We start from the raw sequence: 23,278 nt of genomic DNA, 5'->3' as shown, positions 1-23,278 counted from the left end.
GAAGCGGGTGCTGCGGCGGCGCAAGCGCAGCGAGCCACCGGCCCTGATCCGCACCCCCAGACCCAGCCTGGTGTATCGGCTGATCAGCTATCTGCTGGTGTTTCCGATCTACCGCCTGCTGTTCCGGGGACGCACCGCCGGCAACGGCCATGTGCCCCACGAGGGGGCGCTGGTGGTGGTGGCCAACCACGGCTCTCATCTCGATCCGCCCCTGCTGGGCCATGCGCTCGGCCGGCCGGTGGCCTTCATGGCCAAGGCCGAGCTGTTCCGGGTGCCGCTGCTGGGGCCGATCATCCGGGCCTGCGGGGCCTATCCCGTGGCCCGCGGCGCCGGCGATCGGGAGGCGATCCGCACCGCCACAGATCGCCTCGAGGAGGGCTGGGCCACCGGCGTGTTTCTCGATGGCACCCGCCAGAGCGACGGCCGGGTCAACAATCCCCTGGCGGGGGCCGCCCTGCTGGCCGCCCGCAGCGGCGCAGCCCTGCTGCCGGTGGCGATCCTCAACAGCCACCGGGCCCTGGGGCCCGGTGGCTCCGGCATCCGACTGGTGCCGATCCACATCCGCATCGGCACGCCGATTCCCGCGCCCAGCTCCCGCCGCCGGCCCGATCTGGATGTCGCCACCCGCGCCTGCCAGGAGCAGATCAATGCCCTGCTCGACCAGGGGCTGATCGGCAGGAACCGCCTCAGCGGGGCTTCAGACTCAGCCGCTCTGCCGCCCAGCTCCTGAGGTCGCGGCCGCTGATCACCCAGAGGGCGGCCCGCAGGCCATCGCCCCAGATCTTCTGGCGGCTCTCGGGGCTGCAGAGGTCGGCACAGTCCACCGGTTCAGGCGTGAGGTGGATGCCCCTGCTGCCGGCCACGATGCGGCCCACGAGCAGGGCGCGGTCCATGTGGTCCTGGCTGGTCACCAGCAGGGCGTGGCGGATGCGGGCCCGGCGCAGGTCGTCCACCAGCGAGGTGAAGTTGGTGAGGGTGTCGTTGGCGCGGTAGTCAAGCTTCACCTGACCGGGCTGCAGGCCCTGGCGCTGCTCGAAGAGCCAGTGGGCGAATTCGGGATTGCTGCCGCCGCTCACCACCACGGGGAGTCCCTGCTCGGCAGCGATCTCCGCCGCATGGCGCTCCCGCTCCACATCGCCGCCGAGCACCAGGATCATCTGGGCCGGTGGCGGCGTCGGCCACCACCAGCCCCGGGAGAGCACCGCCAGGCCGGCCGCCAGGGCCAGAAACAGCAAGCGCTTGCCCCCCCGGCGGCGCCTGGGGGGCCTGGGCCGCGGCTGCCGGCGGGAGGCAGGGGCCATCAGAGCGTCACCGGGGCGGTGGGATAGAGCGGCAGCACCGGCTCCCAGGGCGCCGCCACAGCGGCGGCGTGGGCCTGGGCGCTCAGGGCCAGCAGCTGCTGCACATCCCGCTCCACATCCACCTCCGCCGGCAACACCGGCAGGTCGGGCTCCGCTGCGAGCAGGGCCTCGGTGTCCCCATAGAGCCGGGGCTCACGCCACTGCGCCATGCCTCCCAGGGCGTCGGGGCAGGGACCATAGACCCCAGCCACGACCCCCCGGCGCGGCAGCTCCTGGCTCAACCAGGCGGGCCCGGCAAGCTGCCGGCGCCGCGCCGCCAACAGGAAGCTGCCATGGCCATCGAGGGGAATCCCCAGCTGCTGAGCGAGCGTGCGGGCCAGCACCACCGTGAGCCGGGTGCCAGTGAAGCCGCCGGGACCCGTGGCCACGGCCAGACGCGCCAGTTGAGGCCAGCACGAGGCGGGAAGCAGCGACTCGACGCTCTCGAGCAGACCGCTGGAGAGGTTGCGGCCGAGGGGGAACAGCCTCACCTGCTCAGAGCTGCCGCCATCGAGACGGCGCAGGCCCACGCCAAGCACAGGGCTGGAACTGTGCAGGGCCAGGAGCCAGCTCATGGGGGGCAGACCTCCCCGGGGCGCAGGCGCTGCCAGCGGCCGGGGTCGGCCGCGAAGGAGTCGCAGCCGCGCACGTCCCACTCCACCCCCACACCCCCGGCCGCCAGGTCGAGCACCTGCACGTGGATGCGGGGCTGGGAGGGGCGGAAGTCGGGCTCGGCACTGAGATGGGGCACGCCGTGCTGCCGCTCCACCGCGTGGTAGGCCTGACAGCGGTCGACCCAGCGGCAGTTCACGCAGATGCACATCCCGGCCAGGCCGCGCCAGGCGCCCATTGTGGCGGCCAATCTGCCGGCTGACGAGCTGGCGGTGCGGCTGTGGGAGCGGCTGGCGCCCCGGCACTGGCCGGTGCCCCTGGACCGCTTCCCCGCCGGCTGTGCCCTGGTGGGGGGAGCCGTCCGCGATGCCCTGCTCGGCCGCTTGGCGGCCTGCCCCGACCTCGACCTGGTGGTGCCGGGCGGGGCCATCCCCCTGGGCCGGCAGCTGGCCCGCCGCGGCGGCGGCACCTGTGTGGTGCTCGACGCCGAGAGGGACATCGCCCGACTGGTGCTGCGGGGCTGGACCCTTGACCTGGCCCGGCAGGAGGGCAGCAGCCTCGAGCAGGACCTCCACCGGCGCGACTACACCGCCAACGCCATCGCCCTGCCCCTGGCCCCCGGCGGCCCCCTGCTGGATCCCACCGGCGGCCTGGGCGACCTCAGGGCCGGCCGCCTGGCCGCCGTGAGTGAGGCCAACCTGCTGGCTGATCCGTTGCGGCTGCTGCGCGGCCTGCGCCTGGAGGTGGAGCTGGGGCTCGTGCTGGAGGCGCGCAGCCGCAGCTGGATCCAGCGCCACGGGACGAGGCTCGCCGAGGTGGCCGGTGAGCGGGTGCTCGCCGAACTGGAGAAGCTGGCCGCGGCCCCAGGCGGCGAGCGGGGCCTGGCCGGATGTGCGGCCCTGCAGCTGCTGGCCCCGTGGGGAGCCGACCCCGGGGCCGAGCCCGCCCTGCTGGCTCTCAGCACCCAGCACGCCGAGGCCTGTGGGCTGGACAGCGCCACCGCCTGGGCCCTGCCGCTGGCCCGGCTGGCGGCGCTGCTGCCGCCTGAGGCCCTGGGCCTGCTGCGGGCCAGCCGCCAGCTGCAGCAGCGCTGCGGAAGCCTGCGCCAGTGGCGAGGGCGGCTGGCGCAGGCCGCGACGGGAGCCGCGCTCACGGAGGCCGAGCAGCTGCAGATGCACCTGGACCTGGAGGCGGACCTGCCGGCCCTGCTGCTCTGCCTGCCAGCCCCCCAGGCGCAGCAGCAAATGGAGCGCTGGCACCTGGCGGCAGACCCCCTCTTTCACCCCAGCGCTCCCCTCAACGGCGTGCAGCTGCAGCAGGCCCTCGACCTGGCCCCGGGGCCCGAACTGGGAGCGCTGATCAGGCATCTCACCCTGGAGCGCGCCTTCGGGCGAATCCCGCCGCAGGGTCCGGAGGCCGGTACTGTGGCTCTTGGAGTTGCCCGGGCCTGGCTGGACCGTCGGCATGGTTAACTTCCAGATGTCATAGGCGTGTGCCTGAGGTTTTCCTCGCCTGCGAAACGTTTCCCTATCCCTTCCCCTGCCATGAGCATTCGTCTCTACGTCGGCAATCTGCCGCAATCTTTTGATGCCCAGGAGCTCGAAGCTCTGTTCACGGCAATCGGGGAAGGGGTGCGCTTCAAGGCCGTCAACGATCGCGACACGGGCGCCTGCCGTGGTTTCGGCTTCGCCAACGTGGACGACCAGAAGCTGGCCGATGCCGTGATCGAACAGCTCAATGGCAAGGATTTCGGTGGCAACACCCTGCGTATCGAGGCCTCCGAGCGCCGCGACGCCCGCGGCACCGCCCCCAGCTCAGACCGCCGCGCAGGTGCCGGCACCGCCCCCCAGCGCAAGGCCGTGAACAAAGTGGTCCACGCCGACCAGGTGGACAGCGAGGCCCCCGACCCCCGCTGGGCCGGCGAGCTGGCCAAGCTCAAGCAGCTGCTCGACAACCAGAAGGCCGCGGTCTGAACGCGGCTGGAGGCGGTCGGCACCCATCCGTTCCCCGCCCCAGCCCGATGGTCACCTCTCCCTACCCCTCGGCCTGGCTGGCGGCCACGTCCTGGGGCGGATTGAGGATGGCATACCTGGCTGCACCATCCCTCAGCAGCACGCCGGCGCCGCCCGTGCTGCTGATCCACGGCTTCGGTGCCTGCAAGGAGCACTGGCGCCACACCGTGGAGGCCCTGCGGCAGCAACGGCCGGTGTATGCCATTGATCTGATCGGTTTCGGGGCCAGCGACAAGCCGCCCTCCCGCCTGGGCGACGAACCCGAGCTGCCGGGCTCCCTGCGCTACGGCATGCAGCTCTGGGCCGATCAGGTGGTGGCGTTCATCGCCTCCCAGCAGCTGCAGGCAGTGCAGCTGCTGGGGAACTCCATCGGCGGCGTGGTGGCCCTGGCCGCCGCTGCCCAGCTGGAGCGCAGTGGCCGCCCCGCCCTGGGCGTGGTGCTGGTGGATTGCGCCCAGCGCGCCCTCGATGACAAGCGCCTGATCGACCAGCCCGCAGCACTGCGCCGCCTGCGCCCGGCGCTCAAGGCCGTGGTGCGCCAACGCTGGCTGACCCAGTTGCTGTTCCGCTCCTTCGCCCGGCCGGAGGCGATCCGCCGGGTGCTGCTGCAGGCCTATCCCAGCGGCCGCAACGTGGATGGGCAACTGGTGGAGTTGCTGCTCACCCCCGCCCAGCAGCCCGGCGCCAGCGAGGCCTTCCGCGGCTTCGTGAATCTCTTCGACGACTGTCTGGCCCCTGACCTGCTTGGCCAGCTGACCACGCCCGTGACCCTGATCTGCGGCCAGGCGGATCCCTGGGAACCCGTGACCGAAGCCCGCCGCTGGCAGCGCTTCGCCTGTGTGCGCCGGCTGCATGAACTGCCGGGGCTGGGCCATTGCCCCCACGATGAGGCCCCGGAGCAGGTGAACCCTCTGCTGCTGGAGGCCCTGGCCGAAGCAGACCAGGGACTGGGCCCAACCGCTGGCTAGCGCACCTGGGCCACTACGAAGGAAAGCGGCAGGTCGAGCAGCTTGCCGGTGCGGGGCACGAAGGCCCGCTTATTGAACACGTCGTAGTTCTGCTGCTCGATCACATCGAGGATGCCACGGTAGAGCCGCAACGAGGCCCACACTGGCCAGCGGGCATCGGGAGCCAGCCAGCGCACGCCGGCCTCAGAGCGCGCAAACCACTGGCGGGCCCGGGCCACCTGGAAACGCATCAGTGCCCGCCAGTTGTCGTTGAGCACGCCCGCCAGAAGCTGCTCCTCGCCGTAGCCAAACCGCGCCAGCTCATCCTGGGGCAGGTAGATCCGCCCGCGACTGCGGTCTTCTCCCACGTCGCGCAGGATGTTGGTGAGCTGGTTGGCGATGCCCAGGGCCACGGCCGCATCCGAGGTGTCCGGAGCCGCGCTCCAGGGGGCCGAGGTGTAGGCCGCATCCCGGCCCATCACCTCCTGGGTCATCAGGCCCACCGTGCCCGCCACCCGGTAGCAGTAGAGCTCCAGCTCCTCAAAGCTGGTGTAGCGCTGACGGCGCAGGTCCATGCGCTGGCCCTCGATCATGTCCAGGTAGGCCTGCAGCGGCTGGGGATAGCGCTCAAGGGTGTCCCGCATGGCCACATCCAGGCCGTCATGGACCACTCCGTTGAACAGCTCTCTGGTGCGCAGTTCCCAGGCATCGAGCCGTTCGGCCAACTCCTGCTCAGGGCGCGCCTGGGCCTCGGCGCTGTCCATCAACTCGTCCGTGCGGCGACACCACACGTAGATGGCCCAGATTGCCCGGCGCTTGGCCAGCGGCATCAGCAGGGTGCCCAGATAAAACGTCTTGGCCCACTCGGCCGTCTCCCGCCGGCAGTCTTCAAAGGCCTGAGCGAGGCTGGGAAGCACCACAGGTCGGCTGGGTCGCTGGCCATGGTGGCAGAGCTGGAGGGTCATCCCCGCATCGCCGGCAGAGGACGGCAATCCAGCGTCATAGGCGTCGAAGCCACGGCAGGGCCCAAGGCTGCAGCGTGCCGGAGGGACTGGGCCTGGGGGGATGCGGAGGTGATGGCAGAGCGGCTGGGGAGAAAGGGTGGGCCCGGGGTTGCGCCGGGGCCGGGCCTGGAGCGGAGCACCGCACCAGAGTCGTCAGGGCACCATCCTGACCCACGCCAAGCCGACCGTTCAGGCTGCGGGGGTGAGTTGGCGTGGGGCGTCGCTGGGCTGGAGCCGCTCGGCTGCCGCTGCCACCGCCTGGGCGCACTGCTTGCCGCTGAGCACGGCCCCCTCCATGGAGGCCAGATAGCGCTGCATGGTGTAGTCGCCAGCCAGAAAGAAATTGGCGATCGGCGAGGCCTGATCCGGGCGCAGTTTCTGACAACCCGGCACCGTCTTGTAAACCGAAAGCGGTGTCTTGACCACAATCGACTTGCGCAGCTGGGCCTGGTTCTCGCCGGTGAAGTGCATGGGGAACAGGCGCTTGAGCTCCTCCATGGTGGCCGCCACAATCTCCTCGTCCGGCCGGCCGATCCAGTCCTTGGCGGGGGCGAACACCAGCTCCAGCATCGAGCGGTTCGGGTCTTCGTATTCGCGGCAGGTGTTGCTCATGTCGGCATAGACACTGAGCAGGGGGCTGCGGCTGAACAGCAGGTGATCGATTGTGGTGAGCTTGCGGTCAAACCAGAGGTGGATGTTGATCACCGGCACACCCTTGAGGCCATCGAGCTTCTGGAAGTAGGGCATGGCCGTCCAGGGCTCCGGCAGCAGCAGCTTGAAGGGATCCACCGGCAGAGCACTCACGTAGGCATCCGCCTCCAGGGTGTAGGCCTCCTTGCCTTTGATGCCGGCGATGCGAAAGCCCTGAACCGTGCCGTCAGGGTTCAGGGCAATCTCCCTGAGGGGCGAGTCGAGATGCACCTCCCCACCGCGGGCGGTGACGTAGTCGACGATCGGCTGACAGAGGCGCTGGGGCGGGTTGCCATCCAGGAAGGCCATCTTGGAGCCGTCGCCCTCCTGCAGGAAGCGATTCAGGGCAGTGAGCACCACGGTGCTGGAGATCTCATCGGGATCGATGAAATTGAGCGCCTTGGCCATGGCGATGAACACCTCATCATTCACCCGCTCAGGAATGTTGTGGATCTGCAACCACTCGGTCCAGGAATACTTATCACACTCTTCCACATAACCTTGCCCCCGCAGCATCGCCGGCACCAGACCCAGCCCGAAGGCAATCTTCTCCGGCCAGCTGAGCATGTCGTTGTTACCCAGGATCGCAGCCACACCGTTGAAGGGCGCTGGAATCTCCGGAAAATCAAAACGGCTGTAGGTGCCTGGCGTTTCCTTCTGATTGAAGATCATGGAGTGACTCTTCCACTGCAGCCGATCTTCAATGTCCAGCTCTTTGAACAGCTGGCGCATGTTGCGGTAAGCACCGAAAAAGATGTGCAGCCCGGTCTCGTACCAGTCGCCGTCCTCGTCCTGCCAGGCAGCCACCTTGCCACCGAGCACGTCGCGGGCCTCCACCACCACAGGCGTGTGGCCGGCATCGCAGAGGTACTTGGCAGTGGCCAGACCCGCCAGTCCGGCACCGGCGATCGCGACCCGCATAGCCCAGGGAACAAAGGAGGTCAACCTTAAAGGTGGCTGCCCGACCAGCGCGGCGCCGGACGCACGGCTGGGTGGGCCGAGGTGTTCCTAAAGTCAAGGCGTTGGCCGCGCCCCGCGTCACCCCATGGCTGATTCCAGTTCCGCAGCCACGCTGCTGAAATCCACCACCCGGCACGTGCGCCTGTTCACGGCCCGCATCGATGGCCAGGACCTGGTGCCTGATCCCCACCAGCTCACCCTGGACGTGGACCCCGATAACGAGTTCCTGTGGGATCCCGCCGCGCTGGAGAAGGTGCAGCAGTGCTTCCGCGACCTGGTGGCGGCCCACGCCGGCGCCGAGCTCAGCGAGTACAACCTGCGCCATATCGGCTCCGAACTGGAGGGGCTGATCCGCCAGCTGCTCCAGGCCGGCGAGCTGCGCTACAACCCTGACTGCCGGGTTCTCAACTACTCGATGGGCCTGCCCCGCACCCCTGATTCCCCGTGAGTCGCGCCCCCCGCAGCTACGACGACGAGCGCCCCGGCGCCTACCGCCGCGGCGACAGCCGACCCATGCGGCCCGACGACCGCTATGACGGCCGAGGTGGCCCTGATCGCTTCCGCCGCGACCGAGCCGAACGCGAGTCCGAGCGCTACGAGGCCGAGGCGACCCGCAGACGCGGCGGAGGTGGCGGCGGCGCCGGGCCAGGCGGTGGCGGCAGACCGGGAGGCGGTGGCCCTGGGGGCGGGGTGCCGATTCAGCTCAACGTGGCCACCGTGGCCGTGCTGGCCGGCGTGCTGGTGGTGGGCATCGGCATCGGCACCGGCATCTCCAGCACCACCCAGGGCAACCAGGGGAACATCGCCAGCTCCCAGCAGCTCGACATGGCCGTGCCCGATCCGGAGTTCTGCCGGCAGTGGGGAGCCAGTGCCTTCGTGATGGACATCGAGCTGTACACCACGATGAACCCCAGCACCAGCTTCGTCACCCAGCCCGCGCTCAGGCCCGGCTGTGTGATCCGGCGGGAGAACTGGAGCGTGCTGGAGCGGGAGGGCGCCGTGACCGCCGAGCAGATGCGCCAGTGCAAGCAGCGCATGAACACGTTTGCTTACATCGGCTCGGTGAAGGACCAGCCAATCGTGCGCTGCGTCTACCAGACCGACATCAGCGAGAACAAGTTCCTCACCAAGGGCGTGGCCGACGATACGGTGGGCATCACCCCGGAAGCCGACCAGTTCTGAGCCTGAAGCGCCGCTAGGTGGCCGCCGCCGTGGGGCTGGCCTCAGGGGCGGCCTGCTGCAGCGGGCGTCTCAGGGGGCTGTCGGGGCTGGCGAAGGCGGGCAGCACTTCCCGCCTGAAGGCCTCCGAGGCCCTCGAGCAGTAGCGGGCAGGGTGGCTGATCAGTTTGAGCTGGCGACGCACCGACAGGTCGGCCACCTGGACCCGATGCAGGGTGGAGGCTGAGAGCTCCCTCTCGATCGACACCACCGGCAGAAAAGCCGCCCCCAGGCCCGACTGCACGGCGTTCTTGATCGCCTCGAAGGAGTTCAGTTCCATCTCGATCTTGAGGCGGCTCAGATCGAGGCCGGAGCGGGCCAGCAGCTGGTCCACCATCTTGCGGGTGGTGGACTGGGCGTCGAGGCAGACAAAGCCCAGCCGGTAGAGGTCTTCCTTGGTGAGTTCCTGAAGGCGGGCAAGCGGATGCTTGGTGGGGAGCACCAGGGCCAGTTCGTCACTCGCGTAGGGCACCACCTGCAGCAGCTCGTTGAGCTCAGGCGGCAGTTCGCCGCCGATGATGGCGAGATCCAGCTGGCCGTTGGCCACGCTCCAGCCGGTGCGCCGGGTGCTGTGCACCTGCAGCTGCACGGCCACATCGGGGTATTTGAGCCGGAACAGGCCGATCATGCGCGGCATCAGATAGGTGCCGGTGGTCTGGCTGGCACCCACCAGCAGGGAGCCCCCCTTGAGGTTGTGGAGATCCTCAAGGGCGCGGCAGGCCTCCTGGCACTGGCTGAGGATTCGATCGCAGTAACTGAGCAGCAGGTGCCCCGCCTCGGTGAGCTGGGCCTTGCGGCCGCCGCGGTCGAACAGGGACACACTGAGCTGCTTCTCCAGGTTCTGGATCTGAAGGCTCACGGCAGGCTGGGTCACATAGAGGCTGTCCGCAGCCTTCTTGAAGCTGCCCTCACTGGCGATCGCCCGCAGGATCCGGAGCTGGTCAAGGGTGAAAGGCAGATCAGCCATAGGGCCCGCCGGCCAGCACCAGGGTGCAAGCCGAGACTCTAGGGGGCCTGCCGGACGCCAGAATCACCAGCTTCACAACTTCCCCGGCCCTTGCCCTCCAGCTCTCTCCACCACACGACCTGGATGATGCTGGCCCTGCTGCTGGCCTTCGCCGTGCTGCACAGCGGCGGCGCCTCCCTGCGCCAGTGGGGCGTGGCCCGCATCGGCGAGCGGGCCTGGCGCCTGATCTTCGCCTCCCTCAGCATCCCCGCCGCGGTGGTGGTGGTGGGCTACTTCCTGGCCCACCGCTACGACGGCGTGCGGCTCTGGGACCTGCAGGCCCAGCCCTGGATCGTGCCGGTGGTGTGGGTGGGAACGGCGATCAGCTTCCTGTTTCTCTATCCCGCCACCTACAACCTGCTGGAGATCCCGGCGCTGCTGAAGCCTCAGGTGCGGCTATACGCCACCGGGATCATCCGCGTCAGCCGCCATCCCCAGGCCGTGGGCCAGGTGCTCTGGTGCGCCACCCACCTGCTCTGGATCGGCACCAGCTTCACCCTGGTGACCTGCGCCGGCCTGATCGCCCACCACCTGTTCGCGGTGTGGAACGGCGACCGCCGCCTGCTCAACCGCTTCGGCCCGGCCTTTGAGGAGCTGCGCGCCAGCACCTCGGTCCTGCCCTTCCGCGCCGTGCTCGACGGCCGCCAGCGCCTGGTGGCAGCAGAGTTTCTGCGCCCGGCCCAGCTGGGCATCGTGATCGCGGTGGGCCTCTTCTGGTGGGCTCACCGCTTCATCGGTTTGGGGGCCACGGCCTTTTCCCGCACTGGCCTGGGGCACTGGCTGGCCTGAGGACCAAACGACCGGCCCGTGCTGGCAATCCCCCATCGGCAGCCGGCGCCGCCTGGAGCACTGCCTACACTCGGCCCAGCCCGTGCCCGCCGGATGCCTTCAACCGCTGAACTCGCCTGGTTGATCCCGGTGTTGCCCCTGGCAGGAGCCTGCCTGGTGGGCCTGGGTCTGATCAGTTTCAACCGCACCGTGAACCGGCTGCGCAAACCCGCCGCCCTGCTGCTGATCAGCTGCGTTGGAGCCGCCGCCGTGCTCAGCTTCGCCGTGCTGGCGGAGCAGCTCTCAGGGGCGGGCCCCACGGAGATCCTGTTCAACTGGGCCAGCGCCGGCAGCTTCAACCTGCAGATGGGCTTCCGTGTCGATCCCCTCGGCGCCGTGATGCTGGCCCTGGTCACCACCATCGCCCTATTGGTGATGGTGTATTCCGATGGCTACATGGCCCACGACAAGGGCTATGTGCGCTTCTTCACCTACCTGGCCCTGTTCAGCAGCTCGATGCTGGGGCTGGTGATCAGCCCCAACCTGCTCGAGATCTACGTGTTCTGGGAGCTGGTGGGCATGTGCTCCTACCTGCTGGTGGGCTTCTGGTACGACCGCGACGGTGCCGCCAACGCCGCCCAGAAGGCCTTCGTGGTGAACCGGGTGGGCGACTTCGGCCTGCTGCTGGGGATCCTGGGGCTGTTCTGGGCCACGGGCAGCTTCGGCTTCGAGGAGATCGGCACCCGCCTCAGCGAGGCCGTGGGCGCGGGCACCATCAGCGCCGGCGTGGCGGTGATCCTGTGCCTGCTGGTGTTCATGGGGCCGATGGCCAAGTCGGCCCAGTTCCCCCTGCACGTGTGGCTCCCCGATGCGATGGAGGGCCCCACGCCGATCTCGGCCCTGATCCATGCCGCCACCATGGTGGCGGCCGGGGTGTTCCTGGTGGCCAGGCTCCAGCCGCTCTACGACGCCTTCCCGCTGGTGAACCTGGTGATCGCCGTGGTGGGCACCATCACCCTGTTTCTCGGGGCCTCCATCGCCCTCACCCAGATGGATCTCAAGAAGGGGCTGGCCTACAGCACCGTGAGCCAGCTCGGCTACATGATGCTGGCGATGGGCTGCGGCGCCCCCGTGGCCGGCATGTTCCACCTGGTCACCCACGCCTTCTTCAAGGCGATGCTGTTCCTGGGTTCCGGCTCGGTGATCCATGCCATGGAGGAGGTGGTGGGCCATGAGCCCGTGCTCGCCCAGGACATGCGCCTGATGGGCGGCCTGCGCAGGTTCATGCCCGTGACCAGCACCACCTTTCTGATCGGCTGCGTGGCCATCAGCGGCATTCCTCCCCTGGCCGGCTTCTGGAGCAAGGACGAGATCCTGGGCCAGGCCTTCAACAGCTTCCCGCTGCTCTGGGCCATGGGCTTCATCACCGCCGGGATGACCGCCTTCTACATGTTCCGGCTCTACTTCCTCACCTTCGAGGGCAGCTTCCGCGGCAACGACGCCGCTCTGCAGACCCAGCTGCTGAGCGCCGCCGGTGGGGGCTCCAGCGAAGGCGACGAGCACGGCCACGCCCACGCCGAACATCCGCACGAATCCGGTTGGCAGATGGCCCTGCCCCTGGCCGTGCTGGCGGTGCCTTCAGTGCTGATCGGCCTGCTGGGCACCCCCTGGAACAGCCGCTTTGCGGCCCTGCTGGAGCCGGAGGAGGCCGCCGAGATGGCGGCGCAGTTCAGCTGGGGCGAGTTTCTGCCCCTGGCGGGAGCGTCGGTGGCGATCTCCAGCGCCGGCATCGGCCTGGCGGTGCTCGCCTATGCCCTGCACAAGATCGACCTGGGCCAGGCCGTGGCCGGCCGCTTCCCGGCCGTGAACGCCTTCCTGGTCAACAAGTGGTATCTCGATGCCATCAACGAGAAGCTGTTCGTGAAGGGCAGCCGCAAGCTGGCCCGCTCGGTGCTGGAGGTGGACTCGAAGGTGGTGGACGGGGTGGTGAACCTCACCGGCCTGGTCACCCTGGGCAGCGGCGAGGGGCTGAAGTACTTCGAGACCGGCCGGGCCCAGTTCTATGCCCTGATCGTGTTCGGGGGCGTGGTGGGCCTGGTGGTGCTGTTCGGCTCGCTCGGCTGAGCCGATGGCCTGCCGGCCTTGCGTCTGATCCCGTCAGCCCTACGGACTGTGTGCCTCCCCCCACCGTAGGAGTGTTCACCTAGCGGGCATTTCTACACTCCGCCCAACGGAACCCTTGCCTTCAGTGCCTTTCCCCTGGCTCAGCGCCGCGATCCTGTTCCCGATCGGTGCGGCCCTGCTGATTCCCTTCGTGCCCGACAAGGGCGATGGCAAGCAGGTGCGCTGGTACGCCCTCGGCATCGCCCTCACCACCTTCCTGATCACGGTGGCCGGCTACCTCAACGGCTACGACCCCTCCGTGGAGGGTCTGCAGCTGGTGCAGCGGGTGGAGTGGCTGCCGGATCTGGGGCTGGCCTGGTCGGTGGGAGCCGACGGCCTCTCGATGCCGCTGATCCTGCTCACCAGCTTCATCACCGCCCTGGCCGCCCTGGCCGCCTGGCCGGTGACGTTCAAGCCGAAGCTCTTCTACTTCCTGCTGCTGGCCATGGACGGCGGCCAGATCGCGGTGTTTGCCGTGCAGGACATGCTGCTGTTCTTCCTGGCCTGGGAGCTGGAGCTGCTGCCGGTGTACCTGCTGCTGGCCATCTGGGGCGGCAAGAAGCGCCAGTACGCCGCCACCAAGTTCATCCTCTACACCGCCGGCAGCTCCCTGTTCATCCTGATCGTGGGCCTGGCGATGGCCTTCTACGGCGGTGACGTGAGCTTCGAGTACACGGCCCTGATGGCCAAGGAGTTCGGCACCAAATTCCAGGTGCTCTGCTACGCGGGCCTGCTGATCGCCTTCGGCGTGAAGCTGCCGATCGTGCCCCTGCACACCTGGCTGCCGGATGCCCACGGCGAGGCCACGGCGCCGGTGCACATGCTGCTGGCCGGCATCCTGCTGAAGATGGGCGGCTATGCGCTGCTGCGCTTCAACGTGCAGCTGCTGCCGGAGGGCCATGCCCAGTTCGCGCCGCTGCTGGTGGTGCTGGGGGTGGTGAACATCATCTACGCCGCCCTCACCTCCTTCGCCCAGAGGAACCTCAAGCGCAAGATCGCCTACAGCTCCATCAGCCACATGGGCTTCGTGCTGATCGGCATCGGCAGCTTCAGCGACCTGGGCACCAGCGGCGCCATGCTGCAGATGATCAGCCATGGCCTGATCGGCGCCAGTCTCTTCTTTCTGGTGGGTGCCACCTACGACCGCACCCACACCCTGCAGCTCGATGAGATGGGCGGCGTGGGCCAGAAGATGCGCAAGATGTTCGCCCTCTGGACGGTGTGCAGCCTTGCCTCCCTGGCCCTGCCGGGCATGAGTGGTTTCGTGTCCGAGCTGATGGTGTTCGTGGGCTTCGTCACCAGCGAGGCCTACACCCTCAGCTTCCGGGTGGTGATCGCCGCCCTGGCTGCCGTGGGCGTGATTCTCACCCCGATCTACCTGCTGTCGATGCTGCGCGAGATCTTCTTCGGCAAGGAGAACGCCGAACTGGCCTCCCACACCAACCTGGTGGATGCCGAGCCCCGCGAGATCTATGTGATCAGCTGCCTGCTGGTGCCCATCATCGGCATCGGTCTCTATCCGCGCATCATGACGGACAGCTACCGCGCCTCGATCGAGGCCCTGGTGCTGCGGGAAAACGACGCCATGGCCAGGGTGATCGCCCCTCCCGCCAGCCGCCTGATCCGTCAGCAGCTGCTGCAGGCCCCTGTCCTGCCTCTGCCAACGGCCCCCGCCTGAGCAGCCAGGCTGCCGGCCGTGACGGCCATCCGAATTGTGCTTAAGCTGCCGCCCACGCCCTGGGGTGGATCGACATGAAACAGCTGAACTTCCTGCTGATCTTCAGCTTCGGTCTGGCCATGGTGATGTTCACCCTGGAGAACACGGCCGCCACCACCGTGCACTTCCTGCCGGGACTCAACGCCACCCTGCCCCTGGCCGCCTTGCTGCTGGTGGTGGGAGGCATCGGGGCGACAGCCGCCTGGGTGTTTGCCGTGTGGACCGGGGTGGTGCGCAAAGTGGAGGCCCTGCAGAGCCAGAGCGACTACGAGGCCCAGCAGGTGCGCATCCAGGAGTTGGAGAACGACCTGCAGCGCTACCGCGCCACCGTGGATGCCCAGTTGGCCCTGCTGCCCGCAGCCGGCGAGAGTTCCGCCCCTGGGCCCTCCCACGCCACTGAGGCCCCTGAGGCCATGGGCGCCGAAGACTCGAGCCTGGCCTCCTGATCAGGAGCGCTGCCAACGGGGTGGTTGAGCATGGCCAACGCCGGTAGCGTGCAACCACAGACCTTTGCACCACCGGGACGGGATTGGCAGACGGCGGCGCCAGACTGGCCATCCGGCTCTTGCAGGATGCGGCCGTGCGGGGGGATCTCGACCCCTGGGATGTTGATGTGATTGCCGTGATCGACGGCTTTCTGGACCAGCTGCGCCAGAGGATCGCCGTGCCCCGGCTGGTTTCAGCGACTGGAGCCGGCCGTGGAGGCAGCTATGAGCACGACCTGGCAGAGGCCAGCGAAGCCTTCCTGGCCGCCTCGGTGCTGGTCAGCCTCAAGGCCGAGGTGCTCGAAGCCAGCACCCTGCCCCTGGAGGAGCCCGCCGACGACGGTTTCGACGCGGCCTTCGACGCCGAGGGGGCCGACTGGGCTGTCGATCCTGGCCTGCAACTGCCGCGACGGCCGGAGCGTCACCTCTGGCGCCGCCCGGTGGCGCCGCCGCCCCTGCAGCGCCCAGTGACCCTGGGCGAGTTGATCCGCCAGCTTGAAGAAATTGCAGAGCGGCTGGAACGGGAGCCTGCTGGCCCCGGCCGCCAGCGTCACCGCCCCCATCGCTACAGCGATCGGGCGGCGATCGCCCAGGTCACGAACCTGGCCCACCGGGAGAAGCTGCCGGAGACCACCGCCGCCCTCAGCCAGTTCATGCTGAGCTGGGGCCCCGCCAACACCTGGGTCGACTTCGAGGAACTCGTGGGCGCCTGGGCCGAAGCACCCCAACCGGTCGGGATGGACGACGACCTGGACCGGGACCGGGTGGGGGTGTTCTGGGCCCTGCTCTTCCTCTGCCACCAGGGCAAGGTGGACCTGGAGCAGCCCGGCGGCCTCGATGCCTGCCTGAGCCTGCGACGCTGCGTGGAAGGGGCCCATGGCGGCAGCGTGGCCCAGCTCTCGACAGCAGGGCCGCCTTCCCCGCCGACTGCAGAGCAGCTGGTGGCCTGATCCTGCGCGTAAGGTGGGGCCCCCGACCTAAGTGAGTACGCCCAGATGAAGGCGATGATCCTGGCGGCTGGCAAAGGAACAAGGGTGCGGCCGATCACGCACACCATCCCCAAGCCGATGATCCCCATCCTGCAGAAGCCAGTGATGGAGTTTCTGCTCGAGCTGCTGCGGCAGCACGGCTTCACCGAAGTGATGGTGAATGTGTCACACCTGGCCGAAGAGATCGAGAATTACTTCCGTGACGGCCAGCGCTTCGGCGTGGAGATTGCCTACAGCTTTGAAGGCCGCATCGAAGACGGCGAGCTGATCGGCGATGCCCTGGGCTCTGCCGGAGGCCTCAAGAAAATCCAGAATTTTCAGAAATTCTTCGACGACACCTTTGTGGTGCTCTGCGGCGACGCCCTGATCGACCTCGACCTCACCGAGGCCGTGCGCCTGCATCGCGAGAAGGGAGCGATGGCGAGCCTGGTGACCAAGCGGGTGCCGAATGATCAGGTGAGCAGCTATGGGGTGGTGGTGACCGATGACGACGGCCGGGTGCTCTCCTTCCAGGAGAAGCCGCCACAGGCGGAGGCCGCCAGCAACATGATCAACACCGGCATCTACATCTTCGAGCCGGAGGTGCTGGATTTCGTGCCCAGCAACCAGCCCTTCGACATCGGCTCCGATCTGTTCCCGAAGCTGGTGGCCGCTGGAGCCCCATTCTTCGCCCTGCCGATGGAGTTCGAGTGGGTGGACATCGGCAAAGTGCCCGACTACTGGCAGGCCATCCGCAGCGTGCTCCAGGGCCACGTGCGGCAGGTGCAGATCCCCGGCAAAGAAGTGCGGCCTGGGGTGTACACCGGGCTCAATGTGGCCGCCAACTGGGATCGCATCCGGGTGGAAGGGCCGATCTACGTGGGCGGCATGACCCGCATCGAAGACGGCGCCACGATCATCGGGCCGGCCATGATCGGCCCCAGCTGCCAAATCTGTGAGGGCGCGGTGATCGACAACTCGATCATCTTCGACTACTCCCGCATCGGGCCCGGAGTGCGGCTGGTGGAGAAGCTGGTGTTTGGTCGTTACTGCGTGGACCGCAACGGCGATCACTTTGATCTCCAAGAGGCCGCGCTCGACTGGCTGATCACAGACGCCCGCCGTCAGGACGTGGTGTCACCCAGTCCGCAGCAGAAGGCACTGGCGGAACTGCTGGGCAACGATCTCACCCTCAACCAGGACCTGGTTCAGCCGCAACGGGGCCCCGGGTAGGGCTGGGCTCCCGACGGCCCCAGCGCCGCCGCGGCCGCTGGGGCCGTCGGGAGCGGCGAGGCGCCAGGGCCGCCAAGCTCCAGCCCGCCTGCCGGCAGCAGCGGAGCCAACCCGGCCTGGGCGAGAATTCGGGGGATGAGCGCTTCCGCCTTGATCGCCATCACGTGAACTCCCTGGGCGATCTCCAGGTAGTGCGCCACCTGTTCAGCGGCGATGGCCACTCCCTCCGCCGCGGGATCACGCGCTGCGGCAAGCCGATCGATCAGGCTTTGGGGGATGTTGGCTCCGGGCACCACCCGGTTGATGAACAGGGCATTCTTCGCCGATTTGAGCAGAAACACACCGGCCAGCACCGGCAGCCCCAGCGGGGCGGCGATCTCGTCGACGAAACGGCGCAGGGCGGCAGCGTCAGTGACCATCTGGGTCTGCACGAAGCGCGCTCCGGCGCGCTGTTTGCGGCGCACACGGCTCTGAAGGCCGCTCCAGCTGGGGCTCTGGGGGTCAGCGGCAGCTCCGGCGAAAAAGGCGGTGCCGCCATCCGGCAGCAGGCCACTCACGGGGTCCTGGCCGCCGTTGAGCTGTGCCACCAGCTGCAGCAAACGCACCGATTCGAGCTCATTCACGGGCCTGGCCCCGGGCTGGTCACCAGCCCCCACCGGGTCGCCCGTGAGGCAGAGGAGGTTGCGCAGGCCGAGGGCATGGGCTCCGAGCAGATCGGCCTGCAGGGCTATGCGGTTGCGGTCGCGACAGGCCATCTGCAGCACCGGCTCCAGGCCGATGTCCAGCAGCAGACGGCACAGGGCCAGGCTGCTCATGCGCATCACCGCCCTGCTGCCATCGGTGACGTTGATGGCATGCACCCAGTGGCGCAGGGCTGCGGCAGCGGCCAGGGTGCGGCTGGGGTCTCCTCCCCGCGGCGGAGTCACCTCGGCCGTGATCGCCGGTTGCCCACTGGCCAGGGCCTGTTGGAGCAGCAAGCCAAGCTTCCCATCGCAGGCCCCATCATGCGGCAGGGGCCTGCCTAGAGTGAAGAAGTGCCTATGGGCCTGGCGGAGATGGGCAGAGAGCTCCAGCAGCATCAGCCCCAGGAGCGTGACCTTTCCGAGCGGGAACTGGAAATCATCGCCCTGGTGGCTGAAGGACTCACCAATCAGGAGATCGCGGGCCTGCTCACGATCAGCAAGCGCACCGTGGACAACCACGTGAGCAACATCTTCACCAAGACCGGCGCCAAGAACCGCGTGGGCCTGCTGAACTGGGCCATGGACCGGGGCAAGATCTGCCGTGATGGCTTCAACTGCTGCTCGCTCGAGCAGCAACCTGAAGAAGGCAGTTAAGCAGGCCTCAGTTCAGGTTCAGGCCACCCTGCCGTGCGCTCCTTTGCTGGGGCCCGACGAACCCCGGCGTCAGACCCGAGCCAAGGCGGCTTGCTGATGGCCGGAATGGCTGCCGCCCACCAGCACCGCCACGCTCTCAAGGCTGTAGCTGTCCTCAGGCAGCGCGAAGAGCTCGGCGTAGGCGAGACAGTCGTCGCGATCCCGGCCAGCAAAGCGCAGCACACCCTGGCTGTCGTAGAGACCGAGCACGCCCAGCTCCTTAAGAAAGTCTGTTGATTGTATCCGATGCCACCGCCCCCCACTGCAGCCAGTCCGGCAGGATGCGGCGCCGTTCAGGGCTCCAGCCCTGCAGCGGCTCGCGGGCCAGGGCGGCATTGCTGAGCTCGTGGCGCCCGGTCACCTCCCGGCCGCACCAGGGCGGCAGGGGCGGCGACTGTTCCGCCGACGCCAGCTCCACCTCCGCCAGCACCAGGGGAGCATTGGCCCCTTCAAACACATCCACCACCCAGTCGCCACCAGGCAGGGTGAGGCTGTAGCGCCACTTGCTGATCTGGAAGGGAGCCAGGGCCAGCAGGGCCTGGGCATCGGCGAGAGGGATGGCGTATTCGAACTCCTGCCGCACCAGCCCATCTGGCGGCGCCGGGGGCTGCCCAGGCGCAACTGAAGCCTCGCCGGCCATCACAGGAGCCTTGAGGGTCAGCCAGGCCTCGTCAGCCCCCGGCTCTGCGGCAGCCTCCGCCCCCGCCGGAGCCTCCGCCCTGCTGGAGCGCACCCGCAAGGTGAGCCCACCGGTGCCGCTTACCAGGTAGCCCTGCAACAGATGGGCCCGCCCGGCGATGTGCTGACGCCACTGGTCACCGTGCACCAGGAACCGACGCTCAATCTCCAGGGCCATGGCTCGGGTCAGTTGTGGGAGGGTTCGCCGGCAATCAGGCTGCCGGCCCAGTGCAGCTTGTGGGTGAGGGTGCGGTAATAGGACGGGCTGCGCTCGAGCACCAGCAGCAGCGCCGGATGGCCCGAGCGCTGCACCAGGGCCCGGTCCCCCGGCTCGAGGGTGGTGGCCTGGGCTCCGTCCTGCCAGAGGTTGACCCGGCGGTTGGACTCTCCCAGGGGCCACACCGAGAGCTGGGCCCGGGGGGGCACCACGAGGGCGCGGCTGGAGAGACTGATCGGGCAGATCGGCGTGACCACGATCGCCTCGATGCCTGGGTGCAGGATCGGCCCACCGGCCGCCATGGCGTAGCCGGTGGATCCGGTGGGGGTGGCGATGATCAGCCCATCGCCACGGAACTGATCCACCACCTCGCCATCGATCTCCAGCTCCAGCACGCAGGTGGGCGAGCGTTCATCGAGGCCCGGTCGGAAATAGACATCATTGAGGGCGAGGTGGGTCAGCTCCGCAGCGGCCTCCACCCCATCGCCGCGATCGATGTGGGCCTCCAGCATCATGCGCTGCTCCACTGCGAAGGCGTCTTCGCGCAGGATGCCCCAGAGGCTGCGGGGGTCGTCGGAGGGAGTGCCGCGGCGGGGGGCCTCGCCATCGAGCCGCAGCAGGTTGCGGTTGTGGGTGAGAAAGCCCAGGTGGCCGCCCACGTTGAAGCAGAGGATCGGGATGGACAGCGGAGCCAGGTGGCGAGCGGCTCCCAGCACCGTGCCATCACCCCCCAGCACGATGGCCAGATCCGGCAGCTCAGGCTGCGTGGCCAGCAGTCCCGGGAAGGGGTTGTTGACAGGGCCACTGGTGGCCATGGTCACAGTGGCTCCCTGGCTGCGCAGGTCAAGGGCACAGCGCTGGGCCTGGCGCTGGGCGGCCTGGCTGCCGGCCCTGGCGATCAGCCAGATGCGATCGAGCCGCATGGGGAGAGCTCAGGGATCACCAGCGCAGCAGATTGAACCGCTCCATGTCCACGGTTTCGCGGTTGCGATACAGAGAGAGCAGGATCGCCAGACCCACCGCTGCCTCTGCAGCGGCCACGGTGATCACGAAGATCGCAAACACCTGGCCGCGGATCAGCTGACCATCGAGATAGCTGGAGAAGGCCATCAGGTTGATGTTCACGGCATTGAGCATCAGCTCAATACTCATCAGCACCCGCACCGCATTGCGGCTGTTGATGAGCCCCCAGACGCCGGCGCAGAACAGCAGAGCCGCCAGCACCAGGTAGGCCTGGAGAGGAATGGTGGCGGAAAGACTGGACTCCATGGTGGGCTGGTGGTGACGGAGGGTGCGGAGGTAAGGCGGAACGGAGGGTGAATCAAGGCAGCCTTAAGGGCGGCATCAGAGGGTCCACCAATCCAGGTCAGGAAGACGGCTTGTCGAGCAGCAGGGGATAACGGGACTGCTCGATCAGCTCCTGATCGGCGGCCTCGCCCGTGCCGATGTCCGAACTGAAGACATCGCGCCGGGCCAGAACAATGGCACCGATCATGGCCATCAGCAGCAGCACGGAGGCGAGCTCGAAGGGCAGCAAATAGTCGGAGAAAAGATGTTCACCGATGCGAATGGTGGCCTCCTCCCCGATCGGCATCGGGCCAGGCAGGTTCCAGGGGGTGGTGACGGCCACGCGGAAGAGGAGGGCAAACAACCCGCCGCAGACCAGACCAGACAGACCCCGGCGCAGGGCCAGACCCTTGATCACGGAGAGGTCCTCCCGCTTGTTGACCAGCATGATCGCGAACAGGATCAACACGTTCACGGCCCCCACGTACACCAGCACCTGGGCCGCAGCCACGAAGCTGGCGTTGAGCATGAGGTAGAGGCCGGCAACCGAGAGAAAAACCCCGGCCAGCAGGAAGGCGGAATAGACGATGTTGGGCAGCAGCACAACGCCCAGGGTTCCAGCCACCAGCGTGGTGGAGAGGATGGCAAAGCAGATGAACTGGGTGGTGGAGGCAATGGTCATCAGCTGTCACCCTTGGAAGCGGACTGGTCCTTGGAGGTCTGGGCTGAGGCCGGCATCGAGGCGAGCACCTGCTCAGGCAGCTGCCCCACTCGAGGCGTGGTGTCGGGAACTCCATGGGGGTCCATCACCCCCTTGGGCAGGTAGGCGAGTTCCCGCAGGGCCACGACAGCGGGATCACTGGTCACGCTGGTGGGCAGGCGTCCAAGCGCCACGTTGTCGTAGTTGAGGCTGTGGCGATCGAAGGCGGAGAGCTCGTATTCCTCTGTCATCGAGAGGCAGTTGGTAGGGCAGTACTCCACACAGTTGCCACAGAAGATGCAAACTCCGAAATCAATTGAGTAGTTACTGAGCTCTTTTTTCTTGGTGGCTTTGTTCATCGTCCAATCCACTACAGGCAGATTGATCGGACATACCCGCACGCACACTTCGCAGGCGATACACTTATCAAACTCGAAATGGATACGGCCGCGATAGCGCTCCGAAGGAATCAGCTTTTCGTAGGGATACTGAACCGTGACGGGCCGCCTGCGCAGGTGGTCAAAGGTGACCGCCAGCCCCTGAGTCATGTATTGGGCGGCACCCACCGCGTCGCGGCTGTAATCGCCGACTTTTTTGAGAAACCCGAACATGATGTGAAGGGGATGGGAAGACGGTGCTGGTCTGAGCGAAGCCAGACCATGATGACTCAGGAGAGCCGAAGCTGAAGGTTCAGCCGCCGAAGACGGCCGGGAAAGCAAGCTTGAGGCCAGCGGTGACCAGCAGATTGACCAGGGCGATCGGCAGCAGGAACTTCCAGCCCAGATCAAGGAGTTGGTCGATTCGCACCCGAGGTGTGGTCCAGCGCAGAAGGATCGCCAGGAACACCAGCAGGTAGGCCTTCAATACGGTCATCACGATGCCCACGGACCCCGTGATCACCTGCACCAGCGGAGCATCAATGGGCTGACCCAGCCAGCCCGCCAGCCATTCCACCGGCAGCGGGAAGCCCCAGCCCCCCAGATACAGCACCGAGACCAGCAGGGCAGAGAGCACCAGATTGATGTAGCTGCCCAGATAGAAAAGGGCAAACTTCATACCGGCGTACTCGGTCTGGTAGCCGGCCACCAGTTCCTCCTCGGCCTCGGGGAGATCGAAGGGAAGGCGCTCGCATTCGGCCAGCACGCAGATCCAGAAGATCACAAAGCCCACGGGCTGGCGCCAGATGTTCCAGCTGAGGATGCCGGCCCCGTTCTGCTGAGCCACGATGTCCACGGTGCTGAGCGAGTTGCTCATCATCACCACGGCCAGCACGGCCAGAGCCAGCGGAATCTCGTAGCTGATCGACTGGGCGGCCGCCCGCAGACCACCCAGCAGCGAGTACTTGTTGTTGGAGGCGTAGCCACTCATCAGCAGGCCGATGGGCTGGATCGAGCTCAGGGCAATCCAGAGGAAGATGCCGATACCCACATTGCTGATCACCAGATGCTCCCCGAAGGGCACCACCAGCCAGCTGAGGATCACCGGGATCAGCACCAGCACCGGGCCGAGGGTGAACAGCAGGCCGTCGGCCCGGGCGGGAATGATGTCCTCCTTGAACAGCAGCTTGAGGCCATCAGCCATGGGCTGCAGCACCCCCAGGGCGCCTGCGTATTCGGGACCGATCCGCTGCTGCACAGCGGCGGAGATCTTGCGCTCCAGCCACACGTTCACCAGCACCCCAACCACTGCGGCGACCAGCACCAGCAGCATGGGTAGGGGCAGCCAGAGCAGACGGGCCGCGCCTGGACTGAGTCCGAGGCCCTGGAGCAGAGCAACAAAACTGGCTTCGAGGTCGAGGCCTGGGTCAGGTGGGAGGGCGGCGGCCGGGACGAGCCCCAGCACCGCTGCCAGACCTGAACCTGAGGGGCTCAGCATGACGGCGTCTCAGATCGCAGCA

Annotated in this window: 27 protein-coding genes; 13 read left to right on the top strand and 14 right to left on the bottom strand. The window is 67.7% G+C overall.

The annotated features are described in order from the left end of the window. Nucleotides 1-10: 10 nt before the first annotated feature. Nucleotides 11-730 carry a lysophospholipid acyltransferase family protein gene (locus ACWJIO_RS09740; protein WP_480313185.1) on the top strand — a complete coding sequence of 240 codons (720 nt, stop codon included), beginning with the start codon at nucleotides 11-13 and terminating at the stop codon, nucleotides 728-730. Here ACWJIO_RS09740 and ACWJIO_RS09735 read toward each other — a convergent pair. The 3 genes from ACWJIO_RS09735 to ACWJIO_RS09725 are packed head-to-tail and all read right to left on the bottom strand — an operon-like array spanning nucleotide 687 to nucleotide 2,163. Further along, nucleotides 687-1,301, bottom strand: coding sequence for a YdcF family protein (locus ACWJIO_RS09735; protein WP_480313148.1), 615 nt, complete (start codon nucleotides 1,299-1,301; stop codon nucleotides 687-689). The genes ACWJIO_RS09740 and ACWJIO_RS09735 overlap by 44 nt on opposite strands. Then, entirely contained in the window at nucleotides 1,301-1,915 is a 615-nt protein-coding gene (tsaB, locus tag ACWJIO_RS09730; RefSeq protein WP_480313147.1) for a tRNA (adenosine(37)-N6)-threonylcarbamoyltransferase complex dimerization subunit type 1 TsaB, read from the bottom strand. The genes ACWJIO_RS09735 and tsaB overlap by 1 nt, the downstream gene beginning before the upstream one ends. After that, a complete protein-coding gene (locus tag ACWJIO_RS09725) occupies nucleotides 1,912-2,163 on the bottom strand; it encodes a Ycf34 family protein (protein WP_480313145.1) in 252 nt (83 codons plus the stop codon). Before ACWJIO_RS09725 ends, tsaB begins: the two co-directional genes overlap by 4 nt. Between ACWJIO_RS09725 and ACWJIO_RS09720 the strand changes: the two genes are divergently transcribed. The 3 genes from ACWJIO_RS09720 (at nucleotide 2,156) to ACWJIO_RS09710 (ending at nucleotide 4,932) form a co-directional block, all read left to right on the top strand. Beyond that, a complete protein-coding gene (locus tag ACWJIO_RS09720; RefSeq protein ID WP_480313144.1) occupies nucleotides 2,156-3,424 on the top strand; it encodes a CCA tRNA nucleotidyltransferase in 1,269 nt (422 codons plus the stop codon). The two genes, ACWJIO_RS09725 and ACWJIO_RS09720, sit on opposite strands and share 8 nt — an antisense overlap. Nucleotides 3,425-3,496: 72 nt before the next feature. Continuing rightward, nucleotides 3,497-3,925 (top strand): RNA recognition motif domain-containing protein, encoded by a 429-nt coding sequence (locus tag ACWJIO_RS09715; RefSeq protein ID WP_480313143.1) that lies wholly within the window; start codon nucleotides 3,497-3,499, stop codon nucleotides 3,923-3,925. A 107-nt stretch (nucleotides 3,926-4,032) separates the two neighbouring features. Further along, nucleotides 4,033-4,932: an alpha/beta fold hydrolase gene (locus ACWJIO_RS09710; RefSeq protein WP_480313142.1), complete on the top strand. Its 900-nt coding sequence runs from the start codon at nucleotides 4,033-4,035 to the stop codon at nucleotides 4,930-4,932. On the opposite strand, the gene ACWJIO_RS09705 is transcribed toward ACWJIO_RS09710, so the two are convergent. Together ACWJIO_RS09705 and pds are read right to left on the bottom strand one after the other, a co-directional pair. Next, nucleotides 4,929-5,876 (bottom strand): phytoene synthase, encoded by a 948-nt coding sequence (locus ACWJIO_RS09705; RefSeq protein ID WP_480313141.1) that lies wholly within the window; start codon nucleotides 5,874-5,876, stop codon nucleotides 4,929-4,931. The genes ACWJIO_RS09710 and ACWJIO_RS09705 overlap by 4 nt on opposite strands. Before the next feature lie 228 nt (nucleotides 5,877-6,104). Then, complete coding sequence (gene pds, locus ACWJIO_RS09700) at nucleotides 6,105-7,526, bottom strand: 15-cis-phytoene desaturase (protein ID WP_480313140.1); 1,422 nt, start codon at nucleotides 7,524-7,526, stop codon at nucleotides 6,105-6,107. Nucleotides 7,527-7,650: 124 nt separating this feature from the next. On the opposite strand from pds, the gene ndhM reads away from it, so the two are divergent. Together ndhM and ACWJIO_RS09690 are read left to right on the top strand one after the other, a co-directional pair. Beyond that, nucleotides 7,651-8,013, top strand: a complete 363-nt coding sequence (ndhM, locus tag ACWJIO_RS09695) for an NAD(P)H-quinone oxidoreductase subunit M (RefSeq protein ID WP_480313138.1) — start codon at nucleotides 7,651-7,653, stop codon at nucleotides 8,011-8,013. Further along, entirely contained in the window at nucleotides 8,010-8,747 is a 738-nt protein-coding gene (locus tag ACWJIO_RS09690) for a DUF3172 domain-containing protein (RefSeq protein WP_480313135.1), read from the top strand. The genes ndhM and ACWJIO_RS09690 overlap by 4 nt, the downstream gene beginning before the upstream one ends. A 13-nt stretch (nucleotides 8,748-8,760) precedes the next feature. Here the strand turns inward: ACWJIO_RS09690 and ACWJIO_RS09685 are convergent, their stop codons facing one another. Next, nucleotides 8,761-9,750, bottom strand: a complete 990-nt coding sequence (locus ACWJIO_RS09685) for a LysR substrate-binding domain-containing protein (RefSeq protein ID WP_480313133.1) — start codon at nucleotides 9,748-9,750, stop codon at nucleotides 8,761-8,763. A gap of 123 nt (nucleotides 9,751-9,873) precedes the next feature. Here ACWJIO_RS09685 and ACWJIO_RS09680 point away from each other — a divergent pair, with 123 nt between their 5' ends. From ACWJIO_RS09680 to ACWJIO_RS09655, 6 genes are all read left to right on the top strand, one after another. Next, entirely contained in the window at nucleotides 9,874-10,578 is a 705-nt protein-coding gene (locus tag ACWJIO_RS09680; protein ID WP_480313184.1) for an NnrU family protein, read from the top strand. A gap of 93 nt (nucleotides 10,579-10,671) precedes the next feature. Then, nucleotides 10,672-12,681, top strand: a complete 2,010-nt coding sequence (locus tag ACWJIO_RS09675; protein ID WP_480313131.1) for an NAD(P)H-quinone oxidoreductase subunit 5 — start codon at nucleotides 10,672-10,674, stop codon at nucleotides 12,679-12,681. Nucleotides 12,682-12,805: 124 nt separating this feature from the next. After that, nucleotides 12,806-14,398, top strand: coding sequence for an NAD(P)H-quinone oxidoreductase subunit 4 (locus tag ACWJIO_RS09670; RefSeq protein ID WP_480313129.1), 1,593 nt, complete (start codon nucleotides 12,806-12,808; stop codon nucleotides 14,396-14,398). A 74-nt stretch (nucleotides 14,399-14,472) separates the two neighbouring features. Beyond that, on the top strand, nucleotides 14,473-14,883 hold the full coding sequence (locus ACWJIO_RS09665) for a lipopolysaccharide assembly protein LapA domain-containing protein (RefSeq protein WP_480313128.1): 411 nt from the start codon (nucleotides 14,473-14,475) through the stop codon (nucleotides 14,881-14,883). Between the two features lie 83 nt (nucleotides 14,884-14,966). Next, nucleotides 14,967-15,872: a segregation/condensation protein A gene (locus ACWJIO_RS09660; RefSeq protein WP_480313126.1), complete on the top strand. Its 906-nt coding sequence runs from the start codon at nucleotides 14,967-14,969 to the stop codon at nucleotides 15,870-15,872. A 45-nt stretch (nucleotides 15,873-15,917) separates the two neighbouring features. Next, nucleotides 15,918-17,123, top strand: coding sequence for a sugar phosphate nucleotidyltransferase (locus tag ACWJIO_RS09655; RefSeq protein WP_480313124.1), 1,206 nt, complete (start codon nucleotides 15,918-15,920; stop codon nucleotides 17,121-17,123). Here the strand turns inward: ACWJIO_RS09655 and ACWJIO_RS09650 are convergent. Beyond that, nucleotides 17,099-18,100, bottom strand: coding sequence for a methylenetetrahydrofolate reductase (locus ACWJIO_RS09650; protein WP_480313123.1), 1,002 nt, complete (start codon nucleotides 18,098-18,100; stop codon nucleotides 17,099-17,101). The two genes, ACWJIO_RS09655 and ACWJIO_RS09650, sit on opposite strands and share 25 nt — an antisense overlap. Nucleotides 18,101-18,178: 78 nt before the next feature. On the opposite strand from ACWJIO_RS09650, the gene pedR reads away from it, so the two are divergent. Beyond that, nucleotides 18,179-18,460 (top strand): photosynthetic electron transport-dependent transcriptional regulator PedR, encoded by a 282-nt coding sequence (gene pedR / locus ACWJIO_RS09645; RefSeq protein ID WP_480313121.1) that lies wholly within the window; start codon nucleotides 18,179-18,181, stop codon nucleotides 18,458-18,460. 69 nt (nucleotides 18,461-18,529) lie between these two features. Here the strand turns inward: pedR and ACWJIO_RS09640 are convergent, their stop codons facing one another. The 7 genes from ACWJIO_RS09640 to nuoH all read right to left on the bottom strand — a co-directional run bounded on the left by ACWJIO_RS09640 (nucleotide 18,530) and on the right by nuoH (nucleotide 23,256). Beyond that, a complete protein-coding gene (locus ACWJIO_RS09640; protein WP_480313120.1) occupies nucleotides 18,530-18,709 on the bottom strand; it encodes a hypothetical protein in 180 nt (59 codons plus the stop codon). A 10-nt stretch (nucleotides 18,710-18,719) separates the two neighbouring features. Then, the gene (locus ACWJIO_RS09635; protein ID WP_480313118.1) at nucleotides 18,720-19,355 is read right to left on the bottom strand and encodes a CYTH domain-containing protein; all 636 of its coding nucleotides are present in this window, start codon (nucleotides 19,353-19,355) and stop codon (nucleotides 18,720-18,722) included. A gap of 8 nt (nucleotides 19,356-19,363) precedes the next feature. Further along, complete coding sequence (locus ACWJIO_RS09630; RefSeq protein WP_480313116.1) at nucleotides 19,364-20,317, bottom strand: NAD(+) kinase; 954 nt, start codon at nucleotides 20,315-20,317, stop codon at nucleotides 19,364-19,366. A 16-nt stretch (nucleotides 20,318-20,333) separates the two neighbouring features. Then, the gene (gene nuoK, locus ACWJIO_RS09625; protein WP_480313115.1) at nucleotides 20,334-20,663 is read right to left on the bottom strand and encodes an NADH-quinone oxidoreductase subunit NuoK; all 330 of its coding nucleotides are present in this window, start codon (nucleotides 20,661-20,663) and stop codon (nucleotides 20,334-20,336) included. A gap of 97 nt (nucleotides 20,664-20,760) precedes the next feature. After that, nucleotides 20,761-21,363, bottom strand: coding sequence for an NADH-quinone oxidoreductase subunit J (locus ACWJIO_RS09620; protein ID WP_480313113.1), 603 nt, complete (start codon nucleotides 21,361-21,363; stop codon nucleotides 20,761-20,763). After that, nucleotides 21,363-21,992 (bottom strand): NAD(P)H-quinone oxidoreductase subunit I, encoded by a 630-nt coding sequence (gene ndhI / locus ACWJIO_RS09615; RefSeq protein ID WP_480313111.1) that lies wholly within the window; start codon nucleotides 21,990-21,992, stop codon nucleotides 21,363-21,365. Before ndhI ends, ACWJIO_RS09620 begins: the two co-directional genes overlap by 1 nt. A 79-nt stretch (nucleotides 21,993-22,071) precedes the next feature. Then, nucleotides 22,072-23,256 (bottom strand): NADH-quinone oxidoreductase subunit NuoH, encoded by a 1,185-nt coding sequence (nuoH, locus tag ACWJIO_RS09610; RefSeq protein WP_480313109.1) that lies wholly within the window; start codon nucleotides 23,254-23,256, stop codon nucleotides 22,072-22,074. Between the last annotated feature and the right edge of the window lie 22 nt (nucleotides 23,257-23,278).

The organism is Paraciimarium castrense LEGE 11436 (assembly GCF_056633055.1).
The sequence above is the reverse complement of the archived record's forward strand: the minus strand, read 5'-3'. Positions and strand labels throughout refer to the sequence as shown.